This is a genomic window from Amycolatopsis sp. WQ 127309 (assembly GCF_023023025.1).
In the GTDB taxonomy this organism is placed as follows: Bacteria; Actinomycetota; Actinomycetes; order Mycobacteriales; family Pseudonocardiaceae; genus Amycolatopsis.
Map to the genome: position 1 here is coordinate 2,182,585 of NZ_CP095481.1, position 23,694 is coordinate 2,206,278.

23 protein-coding genes and 1 tRNA gene are annotated in these 23,694 nt (G+C 71.3%); 12 read left to right on the forward strand and 12 right to left on the reverse strand.

Annotated elements, in window-relative coordinates; all coding sequences use genetic code 11:
- Positions 1 to 24: 24 nt before the first annotated feature.
- The 6 genes from MUY22_RS09810 to MUY22_RS09835 all read right to left on the reverse strand — a co-directional run bounded on the left by MUY22_RS09810 (position 25) and on the right by MUY22_RS09835 (position 7,717).
- Positions 25 to 813: an ABC transporter ATP-binding protein gene (locus MUY22_RS09810; RefSeq protein WP_247058956.1), complete on the reverse strand. Its 789-nt coding sequence runs from the start codon at positions 811 to 813 to the stop codon at positions 25 to 27.
- Entirely contained in the window at positions 810 to 1,760 is a 951-nt protein-coding gene (locus tag MUY22_RS09815) for an ABC transporter permease (RefSeq protein ID WP_247058957.1), read from the reverse strand. Before MUY22_RS09815 ends, MUY22_RS09810 begins: the two co-directional genes overlap by 4 nt.
- Positions 1,757 to 2,767: an ABC transporter substrate-binding protein gene (locus MUY22_RS09820; protein ID WP_247058958.1), complete on the reverse strand. Its 1,011-nt coding sequence runs from the start codon at positions 2,765 to 2,767 to the stop codon at positions 1,757 to 1,759. Before MUY22_RS09820 ends, MUY22_RS09815 begins: the two co-directional genes overlap by 4 nt.
- Positions 2,768 to 3,399: 632 nt before the next feature.
- Positions 3,400 to 5,298 carry a glycosyltransferase family 39 protein gene (locus tag MUY22_RS09825; RefSeq protein WP_247058959.1) on the reverse strand — a complete coding sequence of 633 codons (1,899 nt, stop codon included), beginning with the start codon at positions 5,296 to 5,298 and terminating at the stop codon, positions 3,400 to 3,402.
- A gap of 189 nt (positions 5,299 to 5,487) precedes the next feature.
- Positions 5,488 to 6,999, reverse strand: coding sequence for a cell wall metabolism sensor histidine kinase WalK (locus MUY22_RS09830; protein WP_247058960.1), 1,512 nt, complete (start codon positions 6,997 to 6,999; stop codon positions 5,488 to 5,490).
- Positions 6,977 to 7,717, reverse strand: a complete 741-nt coding sequence (locus MUY22_RS09835) for a response regulator transcription factor (protein ID WP_371827598.1) — start codon at positions 7,715 to 7,717, stop codon at positions 6,977 to 6,979. The genes MUY22_RS09830 and MUY22_RS09835 overlap by 23 nt, the downstream gene beginning before the upstream one ends.
- A 183-nt stretch (positions 7,718 to 7,900) precedes the next feature.
- Between MUY22_RS09835 and MUY22_RS09840 the strand changes: the two genes are divergently transcribed.
- The 4 genes from MUY22_RS09840 to MUY22_RS09855 all read left to right on the forward strand — a co-directional run bounded on the left by MUY22_RS09840 (position 7,901) and on the right by MUY22_RS09855 (position 10,700).
- Positions 7,901 to 8,548 (forward strand): hypothetical protein, encoded by a 648-nt coding sequence (locus tag MUY22_RS09840; protein ID WP_247058961.1) that lies wholly within the window; start codon positions 7,901 to 7,903, stop codon positions 8,546 to 8,548.
- A 119-nt stretch (positions 8,549 to 8,667) separates the two neighbouring features.
- The gene (locus tag MUY22_RS09845) at positions 8,668 to 9,822 is read left to right on the forward strand and encodes a sensor histidine kinase (RefSeq protein WP_247058962.1); all 1,155 of its coding nucleotides are present in this window, start codon (positions 8,668 to 8,670) and stop codon (positions 9,820 to 9,822) included.
- Positions 9,819 to 10,475 (forward strand): response regulator transcription factor, encoded by a 657-nt coding sequence (locus MUY22_RS09850; protein ID WP_247058963.1) that lies wholly within the window; start codon positions 9,819 to 9,821, stop codon positions 10,473 to 10,475. The genes MUY22_RS09845 and MUY22_RS09850 overlap by 4 nt, the downstream gene beginning before the upstream one ends.
- Positions 10,476 to 10,499: 24 nt before the next feature.
- Entirely contained in the window at positions 10,500 to 10,700 is a 201-nt protein-coding gene (locus MUY22_RS09855; protein WP_247058964.1) for a hypothetical protein, read from the forward strand.
- Here MUY22_RS09855 and MUY22_RS09860 read toward each other — a convergent pair.
- Complete coding sequence (locus MUY22_RS09860; RefSeq protein ID WP_247058965.1) at positions 10,690 to 11,136, reverse strand: nitroreductase family deazaflavin-dependent oxidoreductase; 447 nt, start codon at positions 11,134 to 11,136, stop codon at positions 10,690 to 10,692. The genes MUY22_RS09855 and MUY22_RS09860 overlap by 11 nt on opposite strands.
- Positions 11,137 to 11,263: 127 nt before the next feature.
- Here MUY22_RS09860 and MUY22_RS09865 point away from each other — a divergent pair, with 127 nt between their 5' ends.
- Entirely contained in the window at positions 11,264 to 11,935 is a 672-nt protein-coding gene (locus MUY22_RS09865; RefSeq protein ID WP_247058966.1) for a TetR/AcrR family transcriptional regulator, read from the forward strand.
- On the opposite strand, the gene MUY22_RS09870 is transcribed toward MUY22_RS09865, so the two are convergent.
- Positions 11,932 to 12,522, reverse strand: coding sequence for a TetR/AcrR family transcriptional regulator (locus tag MUY22_RS09870; protein WP_247058967.1), 591 nt, complete (start codon positions 12,520 to 12,522; stop codon positions 11,932 to 11,934). The genes MUY22_RS09865 and MUY22_RS09870 overlap by 4 nt on opposite strands.
- A gap of 52 nt (positions 12,523 to 12,574) precedes the next feature.
- Between MUY22_RS09870 and MUY22_RS09875 the strand changes: the two genes are divergently transcribed.
- On the forward strand, positions 12,575 to 14,095 hold the full coding sequence (locus tag MUY22_RS09875; RefSeq protein ID WP_247058968.1) for a 3-hydroxyacyl-CoA dehydrogenase: 1,521 nt from the start codon (positions 12,575 to 12,577) through the stop codon (positions 14,093 to 14,095).
- Between the two features lie 171 nt (positions 14,096 to 14,266).
- Here MUY22_RS09875 and MUY22_RS09880 read toward each other — a convergent pair whose 3' ends face one another.
- Both MUY22_RS09880 and MUY22_RS09885 read right to left on the reverse strand, forming a co-directional pair.
- A complete protein-coding gene (locus tag MUY22_RS09880) occupies positions 14,267 to 17,092 on the reverse strand; it encodes a PQQ-dependent sugar dehydrogenase (RefSeq protein WP_247058969.1) in 2,826 nt (941 codons plus the stop codon).
- Positions 17,093 to 17,203: 111 nt separating this feature from the next.
- On the reverse strand, positions 17,204 to 17,860 hold the full coding sequence (locus tag MUY22_RS09885; protein WP_247058970.1) for a L,D-transpeptidase: 657 nt from the start codon (positions 17,858 to 17,860) through the stop codon (positions 17,204 to 17,206).
- A gap of 107 nt (positions 17,861 to 17,967) precedes the next feature.
- On the opposite strand from MUY22_RS09885, the gene MUY22_RS09890 reads away from it, so the two are divergent.
- Both MUY22_RS09890 and MUY22_RS09895 read left to right on the forward strand, forming a co-directional pair.
- A complete protein-coding gene (locus MUY22_RS09890; protein WP_247058971.1) occupies positions 17,968 to 18,489 on the forward strand; it encodes a GrpB family protein in 522 nt (173 codons plus the stop codon).
- 112 nt (positions 18,490 to 18,601) lie between these two features.
- Complete coding sequence (locus MUY22_RS09895; RefSeq protein WP_247058972.1) at positions 18,602 to 19,111, forward strand: hypothetical protein; 510 nt, start codon at positions 18,602 to 18,604, stop codon at positions 19,109 to 19,111.
- On the opposite strand, the gene MUY22_RS09900 is transcribed toward MUY22_RS09895, so the two are convergent.
- Positions 19,101 to 19,991 carry a serine/threonine-protein kinase gene (locus MUY22_RS09900; protein WP_247058973.1) on the reverse strand — a complete coding sequence of 297 codons (891 nt, stop codon included), beginning with the start codon at positions 19,989 to 19,991 and terminating at the stop codon, positions 19,101 to 19,103. The two genes, MUY22_RS09895 and MUY22_RS09900, sit on opposite strands and share 11 nt — an antisense overlap.
- A gap of 14 nt (positions 19,992 to 20,005) precedes the next feature.
- A complete protein-coding gene (locus MUY22_RS09905) occupies positions 20,006 to 21,700 on the reverse strand; it encodes a class I SAM-dependent DNA methyltransferase (RefSeq protein WP_247058974.1) in 1,695 nt (564 codons plus the stop codon).
- A gap of 77 nt (positions 21,701 to 21,777) precedes the next feature.
- Between MUY22_RS09905 and MUY22_RS09910 the strand changes: the two genes are divergently transcribed.
- The 4 genes from MUY22_RS09910 to MUY22_RS09925 all read left to right on the forward strand — a co-directional run bounded on the left by MUY22_RS09910 (position 21,778) and on the right by MUY22_RS09925 (position 23,664).
- Positions 21,778 to 22,521, forward strand: a complete 744-nt coding sequence (locus MUY22_RS09910; protein WP_247058975.1) for a PP2C family serine/threonine-protein phosphatase — start codon at positions 21,778 to 21,780, stop codon at positions 22,519 to 22,521.
- Positions 22,522 to 22,579: 58 nt separating this feature from the next.
- Positions 22,580 to 22,664: transfer RNA gene (locus MUY22_RS09915), tRNA-Ser, on the forward strand.
- 489 nt (positions 22,665 to 23,153) lie between these two features.
- Complete coding sequence (locus MUY22_RS09920) at positions 23,154 to 23,414, forward strand: hypothetical protein (RefSeq protein ID WP_247058976.1); 261 nt, start codon at positions 23,154 to 23,156, stop codon at positions 23,412 to 23,414.
- Between the two features lie 4 nt (positions 23,415 to 23,418).
- Positions 23,419 to 23,664 carry a hypothetical protein gene (locus MUY22_RS09925; protein WP_247058978.1) on the forward strand — a complete coding sequence of 82 codons (246 nt, stop codon included), beginning with the start codon at positions 23,419 to 23,421 and terminating at the stop codon, positions 23,662 to 23,664.
- Positions 23,665 to 23,694: the final 30 nt, after the last annotated feature.

The window sequence follows — 23,694 nt, forward strand, 5'->3', positions numbered from 1 at the left end:
CGCCACCTTTCCCGTCCGACGTTCTCACTCGCCCGCGGCCACCCGGTTCACGTGGCCGCGGTGCTGCTCCCGGACGAGGTCCTCGATCCGGGCGCGCAGCGCGAGGAACCGCGGTTCGCGCTTCACCGCGAGATCCCGTTCGGCCGGCAGCGTCACCTCGACGTCGGCGGCGATCCGCCCCGGGTCGGAGGCGAGCACCACGACCCGCCCGCCCAGGAAGACCGCTTCTTCGACGTCGTGGGTGACCATCAGCACCGTGGTGCCGGTGTCGGCCCAGATCCGGCGGATCAGCACCTGCATGTCCTCTTTGGTCTGGACGTCCAAGGCGCCGAAGGGTTCGTCCAGCAGCAGCACTTCCGGCTCGCAGGCCAGCGCCCGCGCGATCGCGACGCGCTGCTTCTGGCCGCCGGAAAGCTGTTTCGGCAGCGAGCGGCGCACCGCGTCGAGCCCGGTCTCGGCGAGGTACCAGTCGACGCGCTCGGCGCGCTCGGCCGCGTCGATCGGGAGCAGCTCGAGGCCGAACGCGACGTTCTTCTCGACGCTGCGCCACGGGTAGAGCGCGCCCGCCTGGAACACCAGCCCGCGGTCGGGGCCGGGGCCCGTCACCGGGACGCCGTCGAGCAGGATCTCGCCCTCGGTCGGCCCGCTCAGCCCGGCCACCAGCGACAACAGCGTCGACTTGCCCGAGCCGCTGGCACCGACGACGCAGACGAACTCGCCGCGCGGCACTTCGAGGTCGACGCCGTCGAGGGCGCGCGTCACCTTGCCGCGGACGGTGTAGTCCTTGGCGACGTTCCGCAGTTCCAGCGTCATGCCGCCCACTTCCCGACCTGGGTGCGCACCAGGCGCAGCACGACGTCGATGGTCAGCCCGGCGACGCCGATCACGATGAGCACCGCGAAGATCTTGTCCGTCTGCAGGAACCGCTGCGCGCGGACGATCCGGTAACCCAGGCCGGCCTGGGAGTTGATCAGCTCGGCGACGACCACGAAGTTCCACGCCGCGGCGGCGTTGACCCGGACCGCGTCGATCATGCCCGGCAGCGAGTGCGGCACGACGATCTTGCGCAGCACCTCGCCCCGGCGCGCGCCGAGGGTGTAGGAGACGTCGAGGAGCGCGTTCGGCACCGCGCGCACGACGTCCGCGGTCATCAGGGTGTTGAAGAAGACCGTCCCGATGAACAGGATCGCGATCTTCGACGGCTCGCCGAGGCCGAGCCAGATGATGAGCAGCGGGATGAACGCGCTCGCCGGCAGGTAGCGCAGCAGCCCGATCAACGGCTCGAAGAAGGCCTGGCCCGCGGTGAACGTGCCCATCAGCAAACCGAGCGGCACCGAGACGAGCACCGCCAGGCCGAAGCCTTCGAGCACCCGCTGCGTCGTCGCCCAGAGGTCGTCGAACAGCTCGCCGCTGCCCGCCATGTCGGCCCCGGCCTTGAGCACCGCCACCGGGGACGGCAGGAACGTCGAGTCGACGGCGCCGCTGACGCTGAGCAGCACCCAGGCGACGAACGGGATCGCGAACGAGAGCACCGCCAGCGTCCACCGCGCGGACGCCGAAATCGGCGTCCGCAAGGAGAACAGGGGCGACGCGGGTTTCGGCGCGGCCCGGCGCGGCAGCGGCGTCCAGGCCGGCCGGCCCCGGCCCGCCTGGACGCGCTCGGCGAGCCCCTGCTCGGCCTCCAGCGCATCAGCCTCCGAGGCCGCGTATGCGTCCGCCGGGGAGTGGGAGGCCGCAGTGCGCTGGGTGGGACCGGTCACTGCGGCGCGGCCTTCACGAACTGGTCGTCGAACAGGCCGTCGAGCGAAGGTCGCTGCTGGGCGAGCCCGGTGCTCACGATGAAGTCGATGATCTTGTTCGCCTGGAAGTCGAGGTGCTGCGCGGTGACCCCCGGGGTGAACGCGTCGAGGTTCTGCTGGCGCGTGAAGATCGTGGTGCCGGCGTCGTAGGTCTTGTAGTCCGCGTCGGACACCCCGCCGCGCTCGGCCATGATCTTGACCGCCGCGTCCTTGTTGTTCTTGATCCAGGTCAGCGTCTCGAACCAGGTGTTGACGAGCGCCTGCACGTCCTTCGGGTGCTCCTTGACCAGCTTCTGCGAGGTGACCAGGTGGTCCGGGATGGCGCCGGGGAACTCCGTCGACGACGAGATCGCGCGGCTGCCCGGGAGCTCGAGGGCCTTGGTGGTGAACGGCGCGAACGCGCCCACCGCGTCGACCTGACCGCCGACGAACGCGGCGGCCGCGGCGTCGGTCGGCAGGTTGACCAGCTGGATGTCCTTTTCGGTCAGCTTCGCTTCCTGCAGCGCGAGCAGCAGGAGGTAGTGGTCGACGGTGCCCTGCTCGACGGCGACCTTCTTGCCCCGGAGGTCGGCGACGGCGGTGATGCCGTCCCGCGCGATGATCTTGTCGTTGCCGGTCGAGTTGTCGTTCACCAGCACGATCGAGAGCTTCGCGCCGCCCGAGGCGGACGAAAGCGTGTCGTTGAGGGTCTGGCTGTTGGCGTCGATCGCGCCGCTGGAGAGCGCGTTGATGCTGTCGGTGTAGTTGTCGAACCACTTGAGGTCGACGTTGACGCCGTTCTTGGCGAACAGGCCCTGTTCCTGCGCCACCTGCCAGGGGAACCACCCCGGCCAGGCGCTGAACCCGAGCGTGATCTTGCCGCCGTCGCCGGAGGCGGAACTGTCACTGCAGCCGGACAGGGCGGTGACCCCGAAGAGGGTCAGCAGCGTCAGGAGCGCCGTCAGCAGACGACGAGGGCGGGAAGTCACAGCGAAACTCCAGAAGGCGGGGGAAGTGGAGTAGAGCGACACCGAAGAGGGAACGAGGCCTACCTGCCGTGACGACGAGGAGATGGTTCGGGCAAGGCTGCGCCACCGCGCACGGTCATCGCTGCTCTCTTCCAGACGCACCTGATCGGGTCAAGGCGAGAGAACGCGGACAAGAAGTACCTACACCCAGTGAAAACCGGCGCCGCACGCACCGGACCACTCACCCCTTGTCCCTCTCCCGGCGGAGACTCTAGCGAGTGACACAAGATCCCCACAACGCCATCCCAGTGCCTCCAAAAGGGTGACACTCAACCAGGTCAACCAGCGTCTTCGCGGGTCGGCAAGATCAAGTACGCGGGTGTTTCTGTCGGCCGCCCGGTCAAGATCTCCGCACGCCTGAAGAGGTCCGCTCGTGCAGGCGCACGGGCAGCAAGGCCGCGTTGTCACACGTCGACAAGGAGATGTCGAGATCAGCAGCGAGGTCTCGCCGGACAAGCGAACAGTCGTTCGGAATGTGCCACTGATCGGCGTCCCGTTCGAACAGGTGTCCGCATCCGCGAATACCGCACGGACGTCAAGGCCGTCGAATGATTCCGCAACTGTTTACACGGCTGAAACATTCAATGTTTCTGTCAAGCGATCGATTTTGTGAGGTCGTAAACCGTCGTGCTCCCGACGGTCGAAGACGCGAAGTTCTGCTCCACCCACGTCTGGATTTCGCCCGAGGTGCCGCGGCCCCCGCCGAAACCGCCGCGCCCGCCCGCGACGTAGTAGTGGATGTCGCCGTCGGCGACGTACTTCTCGAACTGCTGCAGGGTCGGCGCCGGGTCGCTGCCACTGAAACCGCCGATCGCGAGCACCGGCCGGCCGCTGTCGAGCGCCAGCCCGGCCGCCTGCATCGCGCCGCTCTGCGCCGCGGCCCACTTCGTCGTCGTGCCCTTCAGCAGGTCGATCACGGCGGTGTCGGCCTGTCCCCCGCCGAACCCGCCGGCCCCACCGCGGCCGCCACCGAAACCGCCGAAGCCGCGTCCACTCGCGACCGCCGGGCCGGACGACGGCGTGCCGCCCGAGTGCGCCGTCGCCGCCGTCGCGAAGGTGAAGGACGCCGTCCCGAGCAACGCGCCGCACAGGCCGGCCGCGGCCACGACCGGGCCGAGCCGCCGGACCCGGTCCGCGCCGAAGAGCAGGGCGAACGCCGCGAGCGCGCTCAGCACCAGCAGCGCGTAGCGCAGCCACGGCTGCCACTCCGGCGTCCGGGCGAGCAGCACGAAGCCCCACACCGCGGACACCGCGAGCATGACGGCCAGCACCGCGCGGGCCGCGAAGTTGGCCCGGCCACGCCACAGCTCACGCGCGGAGATCCCCAGCGTGCCGGCGATCCCGGGCGCCAGCGCGACCGTGTAGTACGGGTGGATGATGCCGCTCATGTAGCTGAACACCAGCACCGTGACGACCGTCCAGCCGCCCCACAGCAGCAGGGCCGCGCGGGTCCCGTCGGTGCGCGGCGCGCGGCGGGTGAACCACAGCCCCGCGACCAGGCCGACCAGCGCGGCGGGCAGCAGCCACGACGCTTCCGCGCCGAACTCGCCGCTGAACAACCGCGTCAACCCGGTCTGGCCGCCGAACGCGCCGCCACCGAAGCCGCCTGCTGCCGCCCCGGTCGGCGGCGTGAAGCCGCCACCGCCGCCACCGCGGCCCTCGCCGAAGATCCGGCCGAGGCCGTTGTAGCCGAAAGCCAGTTCCAGCACGGTGTTGTCGGTCGAACCGCTGATGTAGGGCCGGTCCGCGACGGGCCACAGCGCGACGGCCGCGACCCACCAGCCGGCGGAGACGAGCACCGCGCCGGCGGCCGCGAACAGCTGGCCGACCCGGCGGCCGAGCGACGTCGGCGCCGCGACGGCGTACACCAGCACGAACGCGGGCAGCACGAGGAACGCCTGCAGCATCTTGTCGAGGAAGCCGAAGCCGATCGCCACCCCGGCGAGCACCAGCCACCAGGTGCTCGCCTTGTCGAGCGCGCGCACGACGCAGTACGCGCCGGCGACGAGCAGCAGGACGAGGAAGGCGTCCGGGTTGTCGTAGCGGAACATCAGCGCGGCGACCGGCGTCAGCGCGAGCGCGGCCCCGGCCAGCAGCCCCGCACCGGGTCCGGAGAGCCGGCGCACGGCGAGGTACAGCAGGCCGACGGACGCGACGCCGGCCAGCGCGTTCGGCACCAGCAGGCTCCAGCTGGAGAACCCGAAGATCCGGCCGGACAACCCCATGGCCCACAGGGAGAACGGCGGTTTGTCGACCGTGACGACGTTGCCCGGGTCGAGCGAGCCGAAGAAGAGTGCTTTCCAGCTCCACGTCCCGGCCTGCGCGGCCATCGCGTAGAAGTCGTTGGCCCAGCCCGTTTTCGCCAGGTCCCACAGGTAGAGCAGCCCGGTCCCGAGCAACAGCGCGGCCACGGAAGGCTTGACCCACCGCGGTTCCGGGGCAGCCTGGGGCGCGGGCTGGGCGAGTTCGGGCGCCGACAGGGTGGTCGTCATGAGCCCCACCGTCGCGGTGGCGCATGTGGTGAACTTGTGCCGAACCTGTGGACCCGCTGTGCATCCACCCCGATCGAGTGACGCACCCTGCCCACCGCGCCTTACCGCGGGTGGCCCGAAGCGCCACTTTCACTACGAAAGATGCGGGGTTGTGGAGGGATTCCGGGGGATGTGGACAAGTAGGCGGGGCTACTCCGGGGCCGGGGCCGCCGCGAAGACGATCTCGAACTCCGTGCGTCCCGGCCGGCTCTGCACGCCGACGCGGGCGCCGTGCGCACCGGCCACCGCGGCCACGATCGCCAGCCCGAGGCCCGTGCTGCCCGCCGCCCGTGAGCGTGAGTTGTCGCCGCGGGCGAAGCGTTCGAAGATGTCCGGGAGGATTTCCGGCGGGATGCCCGGGCCGTCGTCGGCCACCCGCAACCGCACGAAGCCGTCCGAAGTGGACAGTGTGGTCGTCACCGTGGTGCCCGCCGGGGTGTGCGTGCGGGCGTTGGCCAGCACGTTGATCACCACCTGGTGCAGCTGGCCCGCGTCGCCGAGGACGCCGATCGGCTCGCCGGGGACGTCCATCAGCCACTTGTGGTCCGGGCCCGCGACGTGCGCGTCCGCGACCGCGTCGGCCACCAGCCGGCACAGGTCGACCCACTCCGGCACCACCGCGCGGCCCGAGTCCAGCCGGGCGAGCAGCAGCAGGTCCTCCACCAGCGTCGTCATCCGGCGCGACTCCGACTCGACGCGGCTCATCGCGAACGCGATGTCCGGCGGCACCTGCTCGCCGCTGCGCCGGGTCAGCTCCGCGTACCCGCGGATCGCGGCCAGCGGCGTCCGCAGCTCGTGGCTCGCGTCCGCGACGAACTGGCGCACGCGGCTTTCGCTCGCCTGCCGCGCGGTCAGCGCGTTCGCGATGTGCTGCAGCATCCGGTTCAGCGCCGAGCCGACCTTGCCGACCTCGGTGTTCGGGTTGGTGTCGGCCTCCGGGACGCGTTCGGACAGCGCGACTTCGCCGCGGTCCAGCGGCAGTTCCGAGACGCGCGTGGCGGTCGCGGCCAGCCGGTCCAGCGGGAGCATCGTGCGGCGGATCGTCGCCGCGCCGACCGCGCCGGCCACCAGGATCCCGGCGAGCGCGACGCCGCCGAGGATGAAGCCCAGCCGCCAGAGCGTCTCGTTGACGTCCTTCAACGGCAGGCCGATGACGGTCTTGTCGCCGCCGGGCGACGCCGTCGAGACGACGCGGTAGGCCCCGAGGCTGCCGCTCAGGACGATGCTGTGCGGCTTCCCGTCGGACGGCAACGCCAGCAGCGTCCGCACCTGGCCCTCGTCGAGCTGCCGGTACGGCGCCCGCCGCTTGGTCGGCGAGCCCACGCTGGAGTCGAGCACGGCCCCGGTGCCCCGCGAGCCGACCTGGACGGCGGCGAGCGTGCCCTCACCCTGGCCCAGTGCCCGCAGCGGGTCCGGCGGCGGCGCGTCGCCGTACGTCCAGGGCGGCCGTTCACCGCCGTGCTTGGCGCGGTCGGTGGCCGCGGCGAGCCGGTCGTCCTGCTGGCGCACCAGGAACTCGCTCAGCGCGAACTCCGTGACCACGCCGACGACGACGCAGACGAGCGCGAGCAGCGCGGCGAGCTGGACGATCAGCCGGCGACGCAACGACCACGGCCGCTGCGTCCCGAACCGCCGCCGCTCAGCCCGCTGGCTTGAGGACATACCCGGCGCCCCGCATGGTGTGGATCATCGGCTCGCGGTCGGCGTCGATCTTCTTGCGCAGGTAGGAGATGTAGAGCTCGACGATGTTGGCCTGGCCGCCGAAGTCGTAGCTCCACACGCGATCCAGGATCTGGGCCTTCGACAGCACCCGCTTCGGGTTGCGCATGAGGTAGCGCAGCAGCTCGAACTCGGTCGCCGTCAACGGCACCAGGTCGCCGCCGCGGTGCACCTCGCGGCTGTCCTCGTCCAGGGTGAGGTCGCCGACGACCAGCGTCGACCCGCTCGCGCCGGTGACGCCGCCTGCCCGGCGCAGCAGCGCGCGCAGGCGCAGCGCGACCTCTTCGAGGCTGAACGGCTTGGTGACGTAGTCGTCGCCGCCCGCGGTGAGCCCGGCGATGCGGTCCTCGACCGCGTCCTTCGCCGTCAGGAACAGCACCGGCAGGTGCGGGGCCTCGGAACGCATGCGCCGCAGCACTTCCAGGCCGCTGAAGTCGGGGAGCATGACGTCCAGGACGACCGCGTCGGGCCGGAAGTCGCGCGCGATCCGGACGGCCTCCGTGCCGTCACCCGCGCTGCGCACCTCCCAGCCCTCCATCCGCAGGGCCATCGAGACGAGCTCGGCCAGCGTCGCCTCGTCGTCGACGACGAGGACCCGCACGGGGCTCCCGTCGGCGCGGCGCAGGTCGGCCTTGCCGGGGCCGGGTGACGTGGTGTTCATAGCGGTCATAGTGCCATCTTCGCCACGCGCCCACCGGGTTCGCTGTGGGCGCGCTGTGCGTTGCCTGTGAGGTCCTTCGCCTGGGTAAGGGAGCCACAGGACCCGCTGACGGCTCGCACAGCTCAAACACAGCCGGGGCGGCGAGCCTGGGCTGGACCAGTGTGGGTACGACCGGAGGACACGATGACGACCGAGCCGACGCCGAACACTCCGCCCCAGGGCGAGCCGGCACCCGCGAGCCAACCGGCCGCGGCGAACTGGGGCGACCCCGCGGCGGCCGCGCCGAAGAAGGGCTGGTCCGGCAAGAAGACGGCGATCGCCGCCGGCATCGCCGTGGTGATCGCGGCCGGTGGCGGCGCGGCGATCTGGGCGGGCACCAGCAGCGCCGACAACTCCGCGCAGCAGGGCGGCCCCGGCGGCTTCGGCGGCCCGGGCGGTCCCGGCGGCGGCCAGTTCCGCGGCCAGGGCGTGCCCGGCGGGAACTTCGGCGGCGGCGCGGCCGCGCTGCGGGACGCGCTGCACGGCGACTTCGTCGTCGCGAACCCGAACGGCGGTTACACGACCGAGCGGCTGCAGACCGGCGACGTCACCGAGCTGAGCGCCACGTCCGTGACGCTGACCAGCAAGGACGGCTACAAGCAGACGTACGCGCTGGACGGCTCGACCCAGAAGACGGGCGACGTCAAGACCGGCGACACCAACGTGACGGTAGTGGCGAAGGTCGACGGCCAGACCGCGACGGCGACGTCCCTCGGCCAGGCGCCGGCGGGCCAGGGCCAGCGCCAGCCGGGCCAGCGCCGCGGCGGCTACCCGGCCCGCCCCTCGAACTGACGCTCCCGCTCCACCACACCGAAAGCCGTGAAGGCCTCCTTACCGGCCGTAAGAGCCGGTAAGGAGGCCTTCACGGCTTTTGCGGACCCCGGCGGCCCGGTTAGGGCACAGTTGCGGGCGTGTACGACATCAGGGGGTCGCTGCGGCGGCAGTCGCTGCTCGTCGCGGTGGTCTGCGTCGGTTGCGACGCCGTCCTCTTCAGCGTGCGCGGACCGCTCGGCAACGGCCACTGGCAGCCGTGGGCCGTGCTGATCGGCGGCGTCGCCGTCAACGCGGCGCTCGCCGGGCCGGCCCGCTACTCGGGCTGGGTGTCGCTGGCGCACGCCCTGCTCTTCGCCGCCTCGCCGCTGCTGATCAGCACCACCGCGGGGTACGTCGTCGGCAACAACGCGGGCGTCCTGATCGCGGGCTACCGCGCGGGCGCCTGGCTGCGCCCGAAACCGGCGGTGCTCGCGCTCCTCGCGATGGTCGCCGGCGTCACCGCGGGCTGCGTCGAAGGCGGCGGCCGGACCGCGAGCGACCTGCGGCTGATGGCGGTCAGCGTCAGCGTGAGCGCGCTGCTGCCGTGGCTGGTCGGCCGGTACACGACGGCGCGGCGCGCCTACATCGCCGACCTCGAGCGCGAGGCGGACGAACGCCGCCAGCACGAAGAAGCGGCCGTGCGAAGAGCCGTCACCGAGGAGCGCACGACGATCGCGCGCGACCTGCACGACGTCATCTCCCACCACGTCAGCGCCATCGGCGTGCACGCCGGCGCGGCCCGGCTCGGGCTGCCCGAGGGCGACTCGCCGGTGCGCAAGTCGCTCGGCGCGGTCGAATCCGCGAGCCGCTCGGCGATGGCCGACCTGCGCCGCCTGCTCGACCTCCTGCACGCCGAAACCGGCGCCGCCCAGCCCGGTCTGGACAACCTCGACGAGCTGGTCGAGACCGTCCGCGCGGCCGGTCTGCCGACCCGGCTGACGCTGCTCGGCGAACCACGCGAGCTGGCCGGCTCGCTCGACGTCGCGCTGTACCGGATCGCGCAGGAGGGCCTGACCAACGCGCTGCGCCACGGCGTGGGCCCGGTCGAGGTCGAACTGAACCACGGCCGCACCGAAATCGTGCTCACGGTGACCAACGGCCTGCGACCCGGCCGCACCTCCCGTGGCGACCACGCGCACCGCGGCCTGGCGGGGATCCGGCAGCGCGTCACGCTGTTCGGCGGCCAGGTCGCCTACGGCGAAAACGGCACGCAGTGGCAGCTGCGCACGACCTTCCCGGTGGAGAGCACATGATCCGCGTCCTGCTGGCCGACGACCACGCGATGTTCCGCTCCGGGATGCGCGCGCTGCTCGACACCCAGCCCGACTTCACCTGCGTCGGCGAGGCGTCCGACGGCCGCGAGGCGGTGGCCGAAACGGCTCGCCTGCGCCCGGACGTCGCGGTCCTCGACGTCCGCATGCCCCGCCTCGACGGCCTCGCCGCGACCGAGGCGATCCTCTCCGCGCCGGGCAACGACACCCGCGTCCTCGTGCTCACCACCTACGACGCCGACGAGTACGTCTACCGCGCGCTGCGGGCCGGGGCGAGCGGGTTCCTGCTGAAGAGCCTGGCGCCGGAGGAGCTGGTCGCGGCGATGCGGGTGGCGGCCCGGGGTGACGCGCTGATCGACCCGTCGGTGACCCGGCGGCTGGTCGCGAAGTTCACGTCGGTGCTCGAGCCGACCGCCGCCGAACCGCCCGAGGTCGCCCGGCTGACGTCCCGGGAGCGGGAGGTGCTGCTCCTGCTCGCCGACGCCTGCAGCAACGCCGAGATCGCGCGGCAGCTGCACGTCGGCGAGGAGACGGTGAAGACCCACGTGTCACGGGTGCTCTCGAAGCTCGGGCTGCCCGACCGCGTGCACGCCGTCGTCTACGCCTACAAGCACAAACTCGTCCCCGGCGACTGACGCCGTTCGTGCGAGACTGGCGCGATGAAGCGGTGGATCACGTTCGCGGTCGGGGTCGTGCTCTTGCTCGTCGGCGCCGTCTGGGTGCTGCAGGGCCTCGGCGTCATCACCGGAAGTTTCATGACGGGCCAGAAGCTGTGGTTCCTGATCGGGCTCGTCGCGTTCCTGGCCGGCATCGTCCTGGTCGCGGCGAACGTGACCCGGCGGCGCAAACCTACTTCGTGAAGATCTCGAAGACCGGGTAGCCGGGCGCGATCTCGCGCAGCTGCTCGTCCGACGCCTTGGCGTCGACGCCCTCGAAGAACGCGCTGACCTCGAACTTCCAGCGCTTGAGGTAGGCGCGCAGGATCACGGGCTTCTCGTCGTCGGCCAGCTCGCGGTAGGTGAAGGTCTCGTCGCGCCGTCCGACGCGCAGCTGCCCCTGGCCGGCCACGCGCAGGTTGCGCACCCACTGCGTCTCGCCGCGGGCGGCGACGAGGTAGTCGACGCCGTCGATGGTCAGCAGGTTGACCGGGGTCGAGCGCGGCTCGCCGCTCTTGCGGCCGACGACGGTCAGCACCCGGCTGCCGAGGATGCTCACGCCCATCTTGGTCAGCTTCGCGACCAGCTCGTTGAAGACGTTGGTGGACTTGGCGGGCTTCAGGTAGCGGGTCTCGGCCATGGTGTCCTCCGGAGTTCTGGGAGAGCAGTGCTCTCGGTTAAGAGCAGTGAACACCCTTTGCCACGTCGAGTCAAGAGCGGTGCTCTCGATTTTGTGCGCCGCTCTCGTGCATGGCAGACTGGGGGGCATGACCGCGACCCGGACCGCGCGCGAACGTGCCCGCGCCGAACTCACCCAGGAGATCAAGGACGAGGCCCGCCGCCAGCTCGCCGAGGTCGGCGCGAACGGGCTTTCGCTGCGCGCGGTGGCGCGTGAGCTGGGCATGGTCTCGTCCGCGCTGTACCGCTACTTCCCCAGCCGCGACCGGCTGCTGACCGACCTGATCGTCGACGCCTACAACGCGATCGGCGAGGCGGCCGAGGGCGCCGACCCGGGTAAGGGCGAACCACGCGAGCGCTGGCTGTCGATCTGGCTGGCGACGCGCGAGTGGGCGAAGGCGCACCCGCACGAGTACGCGCTGATCTACGGTTCGCCGATCCCCGGCTACCAGGCCCCGCAGGACACCGTCGCGCCGGCGGCCCGCGTCGCGCTGGCCCTGGTCAAGGTGCTCACGCACACCGAGCTGCGGGCCGTCGACGGCGACGTCGCGCCCGGGCTGCGGGCCCAGGCCGAGACGCTGACGAAGGTCCTCGGGATCGTCGCCGGACCCGAGACGGTGGCCCGGCTGCTCATGGCGTGGACCCAGCTGTTCGGGGCGATCAACTTCGACCTGTTCGGCCAGTACGTCGGCAGCGTCGACCCGGCCGACGAGTTCTTCGCCCACACGGCGAAGCGGATGGCGGAGTTCGTCGGGCTCTAACGCAGCCAGGTCCGCAGCAGCAGCTCGACGGCGTCGGCGATCACGGTGTCGCTCGTGCCCTCCGGGCTCAGGTAGCGCTGCCGGAGCAGGCCGTCCTCCAGCGCGTGGATGATCAGCGCGAGGAACGCCGGTTCCGCCGGCGGCTCGACCCCGCGCGCGGCGAACGTCGCCCGCACCCCCGCCTCGATCAGCTCACGCGCGGCGCGTTCGTTCTCCCCGATCGACGGCCGGGCCCCGGGGTTGCGCAGCGCGTACAGGGTCAGTTCGGTGCGCAGTGCGAACCACTCCGGCAGGTGTTCGGCGCGCTCGCCGTGCCACTCCTTGAGCCGGGCCATGACGTCACCGCTCAGGGCCCCGACCTCGGACGCCTCCTGCGAACGGCGCTGGTCCAGCAGCGCGACGACCAGCTCGTGCTTGTCCTCGAAGTTGCCGTAGAACGCGCCGCGCGTGTAACCGGCGCGTTCGGCGATCTGCTCGACGGACGTGCCGTTGACACCGCGCTCGGCGAACAGCGCGGCCGCCGCGTCGAGCAGCCGCTCCTTGGTCCGTTCGCGGCTTTCCGCCCGCGTCAGGCGCTTCCCTGCCACGGCCGAGACGGTACCGTCGCCCGGACGGCAAACTGCGGAAGGCGGGCACGACGTGACGGGGTGGGCCGGGAAGGTCGGCAGGATCCGGGTGATCGGGACCGGGGTGATGGGCCGCGGGATCGTCCAGCTCGCCGCGACCGCGGGGGTGACCGTCGAGCTGGCCGACGTCCGGCCCGAGGCCGTCGCGAAGGCGATCGAATTCGTCGGCGGGATGGTGGACAAGCTCGCCGCCAAGGGCAAGCTGACCGAAGACCCGCAGGCGGTGAAGGACCGGCTCGTCCCGGTCGATTCGCCGGACGCGCCCGCCGACGGCGTCGACCTGGTCGTCGAAGCCGTGCGCGAGGACCTCGCGACCAAGCGGGCGCTGTTCGCCGGCCTGGAGCGCGTCTGTCCACAGGAGACGATCTTCGCGACGAACACCAGCTCGCTGTCGGTCACCGAGATCGCCGCCGAGCTGACCGACCCCGGCCGGCTCGTCGGCCTGCACTTCTTCAACCCGGTGCCGCTGATGCGCCTGGTCGAGGTCGTCCCGGGCACCCGGACGCACGACTGGCTGGCCGCCGAGGCGCTCGAGCTGGTCCGCGGCTGGGGCCACGAGCCGGTGCTCGCGAAGGACGCGCCGGGCTTCCTGGTCAACCACGCCGGGCGCGGGCTCGGCACCGAGGCGCTGCAGATCCTCGGCGAGGCGCTGGCCGAGCCGGCCGACGTCGACCGCGTCGCGCGGGACGTGCTCGGCCTGAAGCTCGGCCCGTTCGAGCTGCTCGACCTCACCGGCCTCGACGTTTCGCACGCCGTGCTGGAGAGCATCTGGAGCGGCTTCCACGGCGACCCGCGGCTGCGGCCGTCGTGGCTGACGCGCCCGCGTGTCGCCGCGGGCCTGTTCGGCCGCAAGAACGGCGAGGGCTTCTACCGGCACGTCGAGGGCAAGCAGCAGAACCCGGCCGAGCCGGCCGCGCCGCCGAAGCCGACGGGCCCGGTGTTCACCGCCGACGAGCACCTCGCGCGCGTGCTGTCGGCGGCCGGCGTGCACGTGGTGTCGGACGCCTACCCGGACGCCGTCCTGCTCGTCCCGCTCTACGGCGAGTCCACAGTGGACGCCGCCACCCGCGGCGGCCTGCCGCTGGCGCGTGTCGCCGGCGTCGACCCGCTAGGCGGTTACGAGCGCCGGCTGACGCTGTCGGTGCACCCGGGCCTCGACCCGGACGTGGGCCGCGCGGCGTGGGGCGCACTGGCCGCCACCGGGAACCCGGTGACGGTGGTCCGCGACGGCCCGGCCCCGATCGCCCAGCGCCTGCTGGCCTCGATCGTCAACACGGCGTGCTTCATCGCGGGCCACCACCTGGCCACCCCGGCGGACATCGACACGGCGGTCCACCTCGGCCTCGGCTACCCGCGCGGCCCGCTGGCCTGGGGCGACCTGGTCGGCGGCGACGTCGTGCTGCGCATCCTGCGCGGCCTGGAGGGGGCCACCGGCGACCCCCGCTACCGGCCGAGCCCGTGGCTCACCGAACGCGTCACCCTCGGCCTGCCGCTGACGTCGACCGGCACGACCCCCGCGGACCTGCTCACCTGACGACCTGGACCTCGTCACCCTTGCTCAGCGAGGAGAAGAACTCCCCCGGCAATCCGTGTTCCCTCTTACTGCCACCAAGCCTTGCGGAAGCCCCGAAAAGGTTGAGTGAAACGACGAAGGCCGCCCCCGGAGAATTCCGGAGACGGCCCTCGTCGTGCTTCAGTTACCAGCTCACCAGGGTCGGTCGACCGCCCCGCCGGCGAGCGTGAACGTGATGTAGCCGCCTTCGAAGTCGCTGCGGTACACCCCGTTCACCACGTACTCGTCGGTCTTCGGGTAGTGCAGGTAGGAGTTCTCCCACCCGAGCGCCGCCCAGCGCTTGCGGATCTCACCCTTCACCGCGTGCGCACCCGTCGCCACCGTGTAGTAGATCGAGTGGCCGAGGCTGAAGTGGTTGTACCGGCCACGGCCGTCCGGCGTGCCGAGCTCGTCGGTCGTCGGGTAGCCGAGGCCGCGCTCGTAGTCGAGCGCCGCGAACTTCTTGCGGATCTCCCCGTAGAGGGCGTGGGCACCGGTGTTGACCGTGTAGTAGATCGAACCGATGTTCCCGCCGTTGAGGAAGTGGTTGTACCGGCCGACACCGTCCGGAGTGGACAGTTCGTCGGTCGTCGGGTAGCCGATGCCGCGTTCCCAGCCCAGCGCCTGCCACTTGTCGCGGATCATGCCCTTGATCAGGTGCGCCCCGGTGGCCGGGGTGGAGTAGATCGAGGACCAGGCCGTGAAGTGGTTGTACGTGCCGACGCCGTCCGGCGCGACCGTGGTGTCGTTCTCCGGGGCCCCGAGCGCGTTGATGCCCCCGAGCGCGAGGTACTTGGCCAGGATCGGCGCGGTGACGTACTTCGCGCCGGTCGCCGCGCTCCAGTAGAGGTTGCCGTTGGCGTAGGCCCGGTAGTGGACCGCACCGTCGGTGACCTCGGCGGCGGCCGGCGCCCCGAGCTTGGTCCGCAACGCCGCGTCGGCGTTGTAGCGCTGGTCGATCGGGGTGTCGTAGTTCGCCGTCAGCGTCATGTCGCTCGTGCCGACGGTGACGACCCACGTGGTGGTCGTGGGCCCGCCCTGCCAGCCGGTGAACTTCGAGACGCCGTCGATGCCCAGTGCCGGAGCCTCGACGTCGAAGGACGCGCCTTCGGCGACCAGCGCCGTGGTGACGCCGCCCTCGACCGGGATGCTCAGCGCCGCGGGCTGCGTGCTGACCAAGGTGATCCGGTGTTCGCGCGGCCGGGCCACGTAGGTCTGGGACGCCTTGACGCCGGCGCTGTCGGTCACCGTCGCGGTGAACTCCATCCGGGAGTCCGGGTGGTCGGTGAACGGCTGCGCGAAGCTCGCCCCCGTCCCGCCGACGCCCGGGTGCGAGTGGCACGTCGCCTCGCTCGGGCAGTGGCGCACCGTGGACGTCCAGGTGATCGGCAGCGTGCCGTCCTCGGCGTCCGTCGCGGTGCCGCTCAGGCCGACCTGCTGGCCCACCGCGAACGTCGCGGTGTCGCCCGGCGTGGTCAGGGTGAGCTGCGGGCTGTGGTTGCCCGGCGCGACCGCGACGGTGGTCGTCCCGGTCGCCCCCAGCGGGTCCCGGACCGTCAGCGTCGCGGTGAACGCGTCGGTGCCCGCCGCGTAGGTGTGGTTCACCTGGGGGCCGGCGTCGAGAGCGGTCGTGCCGTCGCCGAAGTTCCAGTCGTACTTCAGCGGGTCGTTGTCGTAGTCGACCGACGTCGAGCCGTCAAAGGAAACCGTCCGGGTGTCCGGGTTGGTGGTCGACGTCGCTGCCGCGATCGGCACGGTGTTGCCGGAGGTGTAGGTCAGCCGCCGGATCTTGCCGCTGAGGATGTCGGCGAACACGATGTCGCCGTTCGGCGCGGGGGCGAACTTGACCGGGCCGCCGACGCCGGTGAAGACGGGCGGTGTTTCCGGCGCCTGCGTGAGCTTGCCCTGGTCGTCGTAGCGCAGGGTCCAGATCTTCTGCGTCGCGTAGTCGCCGAAGAAGTAGGAACCGCGGTAGGCCGGCGGGTAGCTGGAGCCGTTGTAGAGGATCCCGCCGCTGACGCTGTTGCCGTTGTTGATCCCGTCACCGTGCTGGTACTCGGTGATCGGCGGCTGGTTCACCACCGCGGCGCACTCGGCGAGGGCGGTGTAGCCGGGGCTGGGGTGGTTGCCCTCCCAGCACGGCCAGCCCTGGTTGGCGCCGCGCTGCACGACGTCGATCTCTTCGTAGCTGTTCCAGCCGACGTCACCGGCGACCGGCAGGCCGAGGTTCGGGTCGATGCTGAGCCGGAACGGGTTGCGGAAGCCGCGGGCGAACACCTTGCTCGCGGTCGACGCCGGGTTCGCCGCGTCGTAGTACGGGTTGCCCGGGACGCCCTTGCCGTCCGCGGTCAGGTGCAGGATCTTGCCGTAGGGCTGGTTGATGTCCTGCGCCCGCAGCGCACCCGGGTCCACCTGCGTGAAGTCGCCGCTGTCGCCGATCGACACCCAGAGCGTGCCGTCCGCCGGCGCGAGGACGGTGTTGATGCCGTGGACGTTGTGGATGCCCGGCGTCTCGAAGACGACCTGCTCGCCGGTCAGCCCGGACGGCGTCCCCGTGCCGTCGAGCGTGACGGTGAACCGCGAGAGCCGCATGACGTAGCCGGCTCCGCTGTCGATCGAACGCGTCAGGTAGACGTTGTGCGTGGTCGCGTAGTCCGGCGCCACGGCGATGCCCACCAGGCCGAGGTCACCGATCGTGCGAACGGTCAGGTTGGTGACGGTTTTCGGCGCGCCACCCGTCGCCGAGACCCATCGCACGCCGCCGCTCTTCCCGATGGCGAGCATCGAGTTGTCCGGCAGGTAAGCGAAGTCGGTCAGTTCCCCCACACCGAGTCCGGTGTCCGTGTCCCGCAGGACGAATCCCTGCGGGAGTGCCGCCGCCGCCGTGGCCACCCCAGTGGTCACGGCCGGCAGCAATGCCCCCGTCAGCACGACCGCCACGAGAGCGTGGCGTAGTGCTCGAAGCTTTCCCAAGGCCATTTGGCCCCCCTTCCCAAGCGATTTCTTATCGCCTGAACAGGGGGGCCAGTTGCACTCTTACGAGTGAAGTTACTCTACCGTGATCTACTGTCCGTATTGATTGATGACTCGTTACGGAACAACCTGCACCACGTCGCCGACGTGCAGCGTGTTGAAGTACTTCAGCGACGAGCTCGCCGACAGGTGGATGCAGCCGTGCGAGTACACCGACAGGCTGCCGGTGTGGAACGCGTCACCCGGGTAGAAGAAGACCGAGTTCGGCATCGGCGCGTTGTCGAACTCCTTCGACAGGTGCACCTTCTCCTTCGACAGCACGTGGAACGTGCCGGTCGGCGTCGCGTAGCCCTTGCGGCCCGGCAGCATCGAGACCGGCCCGTAGATGACCTTGCCGCCCTGCAGGATCCAGGTCTTGTGCGCCGAGAGGTCGACGCAGGCGGCCGTGCCCGCGGACGCGGCGGCGGCCGCGCACGGCACGCTCGGGTCGGCGGCGGGCTTCGGGGCCGGCTTGGGCTTCGGCTTCGGCTTGGGGGTGGTGCTGGTCGGCGCGGGCTTGGTCGTCGACGGCGTCGGCGTCGGCGTCGCGCTGGCCGACGTGGTGGGGGGAGCCGTGGACGTGCTCGCGGACGTCGTCGGCGCGCCGCCGCCGGTGCCCGCCGCGACGGCCCCGCCGCCGGCGTTCGGCTCGCCCGCACCGGACGCCCCGCCCGAGCACGCGGTCAGCACCAACGCCGTGGCCAGCGCGGCCGCTCCCGCCAGAAGCCTCTTCACGATCCCGTACCCCCAGAAGACTCGATCTCCGTCGGACACCTCTAAAGACGGGAGTCCCCCGCCAGAGGTTCGTCCACGAAGGTCACGATTGGGTAGATGATGACCCGATGGTGATCGTTTCTCCCTACGACCAGGCGTGGCCGCAGCGCTTCGCCGAGGCCCGCGCCGAGCTCCTCGCCGTGGCGGGCGACCGGTTCTCCCAGGTCGAGCACGTCGGCAGCACATCGGTACCCGGCCTCGCGGCCAAGCCCATCATCGACATCGCCGCGCTCGCGCCCGATCTCGACGCCGTTCCGCCCGACCTGTTCGACGGCCTCGGCTACCGCGCCGAGGACTTCGGCGCCCCAGGACGGCTGCTGTTCGTCCGGCGCACCGGCGACGTCCGCACGCACCACCTGCACGTCTTCCCGCCGACGAACTGGGAGCACAACAAGGAGCGGGTCATGGCCGCTCACCTGCGGAAGTACCCGGAAGCCGCGCGCCGGTACGGCGAGCTGAAGCAGAAGCTGGCCGCGTCCGGGATGACCGGTGACGCCTACACGCGGGCGAAGACCGGCCTCATCCAGGAACTGTCCGACGCGGCCCGCGCCGAGCGCGGCCTGCCGCCCGAGCCGGTCTGGGAGGAGTAGCGCGTCAACCCGGGGGTTGAGGCCGGGTTCCACCCGGGACCGATCCGCACGCCGACGTGATCAGGCGGCCGGACGCCGAAGCTGGAGGCACCTTCGAAACCGGGAGCCTCCGATGTCCAGCTTCGCCACCGTCCTCCTCTACGTCGCCGTCGCCGGCCTCGTCCTCTACCGGGTCGTCTACAAGCAGCTCCGCGGCACGCTGCTCGACCGCAAGTCGCTGGTGACGCTGCCGCTGCTCCTCGTCGTGGTGGGCGGTTACCTGACGCTGAAGGCGCTGCCGGGCGCGTCCGCCGCCGAACTCGGCTTCCTCGGCGTCGACCTGGTCCTGCTCGCCGGGCTCGGGGTGCTCCGCAGCACCACGACGACGTTGACCGCGCGCGGCGGCACGACGTTCCAGAAGGGCTCGGCCGTCACCCTCGTCCTCTGGGTGCTGACGATCGGCGTCCGGATCGGACTGGTCGCGCTGGCCACCGCGCTCGGCGTCGCGGGTCCGCTGTCGTCGGCGTCGATCGCGTTCACCGTCGGCGTCAGCATCGCGGTGCAGAACGCGACGACCTACCGCCGCATCCAGCTGGCGGGCCTGCCGTTGGCCGAGCGCGGCGCGGCACGCGTCAGCCGGTGACGCGGCCCAGCATCCGCGCGTACATCCGGCCCGGGCTGGCCACCGACGGCGGCGCCAGGAACCCCGGCAGCGGCGGCAGTCCGCTGACGAACGGCCCGAGCCGGTCGTACAGCACCGCCGCGCCGGCCGGCCGGTCTTCGGGGTCCTTCGCCAGCATCTCGGCGAGCAACGCGTTGAGGTGCGGGGGAATCCCCGCGACCGGTGGCGGCAGCTCCTTGACCTGCCGCTCGAAGACCGCGTACGCGGTGGGGCCGTCGAAGAGCCGTTGCCCGGTGAGCATCTCGTGGAGCACGCAGCCGAGCGCGTAGAGGTCACTGCGCGGTTCGGCGCCCCCGCGCTGGATCTGCTCGGGTGCCATGTACGACGGCGTACCCAGCAGCTGCCCGGCCCGCGTGAACTGCGCGGCGTCGGCTTCGCGCAGTACCGCGAGGCCGAAGTCCATCACCTTCACCCCGCCGTCCGGGCCGAGCATCAGGTTGGACGGCTTGAGGTCGCGGTGGCACACCGCGAGCGCGTGAGCGGCGGTCAGCACCGCGCACGCCTGCGCCGCGATCGCCGCGGCCCACGGCACCGGCAGCGGCCCGTGCTCGGCGAGCAGATCGGCGATCGTCACGCCCTCGACGAACTGCATGACCTGGAACAACCGGTCGTCGTGCGTGCCGTAGTCGTACAGCGCCGGGACGCCGGGGTGGTCGAGCGTCGCCAGAATCCGTGCTTCGCGGGCGAAGCGGGCTTCGAGCTCTTCGTCACGGCCCGGGAGCCTGAGCAGCTTGATCGCGACGCGCCGGCCCAGCCTGCGGTCGTGCCCGCCGTGCACCGCGCCCATCCCGCCGCGTCCGAGCGGCAGTTCGTCGAGCTCGTAGCGGTCGGCGATCAGCATCCGTTCCCCTTCGGCTAGCCGCCTCCGGGGCGGAGCCGTCCTTCGACGAGTCCCGCGAAGCCTAGCCGGACCAGCTCACGGCCCGTTTCGGCCGCCTCGCGCAGAACGTCGTCGAACTCGGCGAGTTGCTGGAAGACCAGGCCGTACCGGTACTGGACGTCGAGCGGGCAACGCGGGATCCGCACGCGCCTGCTGTCGATCCGGGTCGACGCCGAGGTGGCCGGGAGGTCGGCCGCGCGCAGGCAGCCGGCGAGGAAGTCCGCGTCCAGCCGCTCCGGGTCGACGCGGTAGACGGTCAGCCCGGCCCCCACCGGCTGCGACAGTCCACTGTGGACGTACGCGGTGCCGGTCACCGACGCCACGACGTCACCCGCCTCCGCGACCGGCGGCTCGGCGTCCGCCCGCGCGGCGTGCCGGACCTCGACGACGCCGGCCTTCACCAGCTCGCCGATGGTCGTGAACGTCTGCTCGACCTCCGCCGTCCCGAGCGGCGGCAGGTGCGGCGCCAGCTCGTCGAACCGCTCCCGCACGGCCTGGAACGCCTGCCCCGGGTCCTCGTCCCGGGCCCGCCACCGGGCGGGCGAGAGGTCGACGTCGTCGTCGAGCAGGTCGATGATCCGGACGCCGGATTCCGGCCGGGCCAGGAACTCCAGCCAGTCGGCCTCCACTGTGGACAGATCGTCGCCCGCTTCGCCGAGCAGCACGGTGGACGGCGGGCGTTCGCCGGCCACCGGCCGCCGCAGCAGCCAGAGGTCCGGGCCCACCGACGTCAGCGTGACGACCGCGCGGACCGCGCCCGCGCGCAGGAGGTTGCCGCGGATGCGCTTCCCGCTGCGCCGCCCGGCCGCCGCGCCCGGCATCAGGATCGCCACCGTGCCACCGGGTTCGACGTGCGCCAGGCAGTGCTGCACCCAGGCGAGCTCGGGCTCGCCGCGCGGCGGCAGGCCGTACTCCCAGCGCACGTCGCCGACCAGTTCGTCGTGGCCCCAGGCCCGTTCGTTGAACGGCGGGTCGCACAGCACGGCTTCGGCGGTCCGGCCGGCGAAGGCGTCTTCGCGCAGCGCGTCGACCGCGTGGACGTCGGCCTCGACACCGCGCAACCGCAGCCGCAGCGACGCGATCGACGCCGTCATCGGGTCACTGTCCTGCCCCAGCACGGTCTTCGCGCCGCTCGCGAGGGCGAGCGCGCCGAAGCCGCACGCCGGGTCGAGGATGGCCGACACCGGCCCGACGAGCCGGGCCATCAGCTCGGCGACCGGCTCCGGCGTCGTCGACAGCCGCCGCGAGTGCGCCTCGAAGTATCTGCGGCACAACAGTTCGAACGCGTCGACGGGCCCGGTCCGGTGGGTCATCTCGCTGAGCAGCGTGAGCAGTTCGGCGTCGGCGAGCTTGTGGTCGAAGGTGTCGAAGATCCCGGCCTGGAAAGCGAAGAAGACGCCCGCGCGGTTCACCCGCTCGGCGAGGTCGAGGTCGTCACCGAGGGCGCGCAGGCGCTGCCAGGCGCGTTCGGCCGCGGACAGCTCGAACTTCTTGCCGCGGGCGTGGAACCAGCCGGCGACGTCGGAGAGGCCGAACAGCGGGCTCGACGCCGTGCCGCCGACCGGCTGCGGGAAGTCGGGGTACCGGCGGCGCCAGTTGCTCACCGCGGCCCGGCCGACCCCGCCGAGGCGCGCGATGTCTGCCGCGCTGACCGTGGCGTCGTCGTCCATGGCGAGGACTCTAACGGAGGATGGTCCGTTCAGCCGTCTTGCTTGTGAACTCAGTCAACCAATGCTTTCATGGGAGCATGACACACGATCGGTACGTCCTGCGGTACGCCGCGGGGTCGGACGTCGGCAGGCGGCGCCGGATCAACGAGGACTCGATGTACGCGAGTTCCCGCCTGATCGCCGTCGCCGACGGCATCGGCGGTCAGCCGCACGGCGAAGTGGCCAGCGCGACCGCTGTCGACGTGCTGCGCGAGCTCGACGTCGACCTGCGCCGGATCGACCTCACGACCATCGATCTGATCCCGACGCTGACGGGTGTCGTCAAGTCGATCGACGAGCGGCTGACCGAGGTCGCGTCGCAGGAGCCCACCACCGAAGGCATGGGCACCACCCTCACCGCACTGCTCTTCGACGGCGGCACGTTCGCCGCGGCCCACATCGGCGACTCCCGCGGCTACCTCCTGCGCGACGGCGACCTGCGCCGGCTGACCCGCGACCACACGCTCGTCCAGGCCCTGGTCGAAGACGGCCGCGTCGCCGCCGAAGACGCCGACTCCCACCCGCGTCGGTCCCTGCTGATGCGCGCCCTGCAGACGTCAGGCTCGAGCGAGGCGGACGTCTGGACGTTCACCGCGAAGCCGGGCGACCGTTACCTGCTCTGCTCGGACGGCCTCAGCGGCCCGGTCAGCGAACCCACGTTGCGCGACACCCTCGCGGGCGTCTCGGACCCCGCGGAGCTGGTCGCGGAGCTGATCCGCCTGGCCAACGAAGCGGGCGGCCCCGACAACATCACGTGCGTGGTCGCCGACGTCGCACCCTGACCGCGTCGGCCTGACCCGCCTTCGCAGGCACGGAAGGGCGTCCGGTATCGTCTCCTGCGGAGGATTGGCCGAGCGGCCTAAGGCGCACGCTTGGAAAGCGTGTTGGGTTCACGCCCTCGCAGGTTCGAATCCTGTATCCTCCGCACTTGATCAGGCGAGACGCCGAGCAGCCTTCACGGGCCGCTCGGCGTTTTGTCGTTTGCGGGCCCGGAATCGCACCGGCCCAGCACGTTCGGCCAGCAGGCCTAACGTGAGACGTCTTCAAAAACGAACTGAAGTTTTCTGCGCGGTAGCAGGGAGTTACGAGCAGGGCTGATCGAAGCCCGTCGATCAGCGCGCGATAGTCTTCGGAACACCTCGACCGCCCCCGTTCAGAGAGGCCCGAAGTGGCACGAAAATCGCTCTGACCTGGGGTAGTGCAGGCCACCGACGCCAGTGTGCGGCATTCGTGCCGGGATGACCCCCGCACGCACCGTGATCGGCCAGGCCCCGGACGTTCCTGCGTCCGGGGCCTTGCTGATTCCGGACCCGCGATCACTGGGCATCATCTGATGATCACGGTGCGTCGCTGGATCTGTTTCAATAGAAATCCGTCCCCGCAAGACCAACCAGACTCGAGGAGTAGAGGCCCGATGGCCGGAGTCGAAGAGATCCGCGCTGGCATCGCGCTCGCCAACGAAAAGGCGTCCGCAGGCATCGCCGCCCTCCAGCAAGCAGCGCAGTCTCTCGAAGAAGCCCAGCAGTCGCTCTCGCAGGCGACGCAGGGAAGCAGCCAGCACGAAGTGAGCCAGGCCCACGGCCTGCTGGCCCAGGCGCTGCACGACATCAGCGGTATGCAGAGCACCATCCAGGCCAGCATTTCGTCCGCCGACTCGTACTCGGCGCGTCTCTAGCCGGATGACACTCGCCGAACTTCACCAGCTGCTCACCGCCGTCGTGGCCGGGCTCGCCGACGCGCGCGCCCAAACCGAGCGGGCCACAAGCCTGCTCGGGGAAGCCCGGCAAGCGCTGGTGGACGCCCAGGCCAAGGCCGATCCCTGGCTCCCTTCGCAGTACGCGCAGGCCGGCGAGGGGCTGGATCAGCTCCTCGGCCGCCTGGCCTCCGCCGAGGATCTGGTGAGCGGATACCGATCGCGCCTGTAATCCTTTCCGGGACACCTTTTTTCTTGGGGA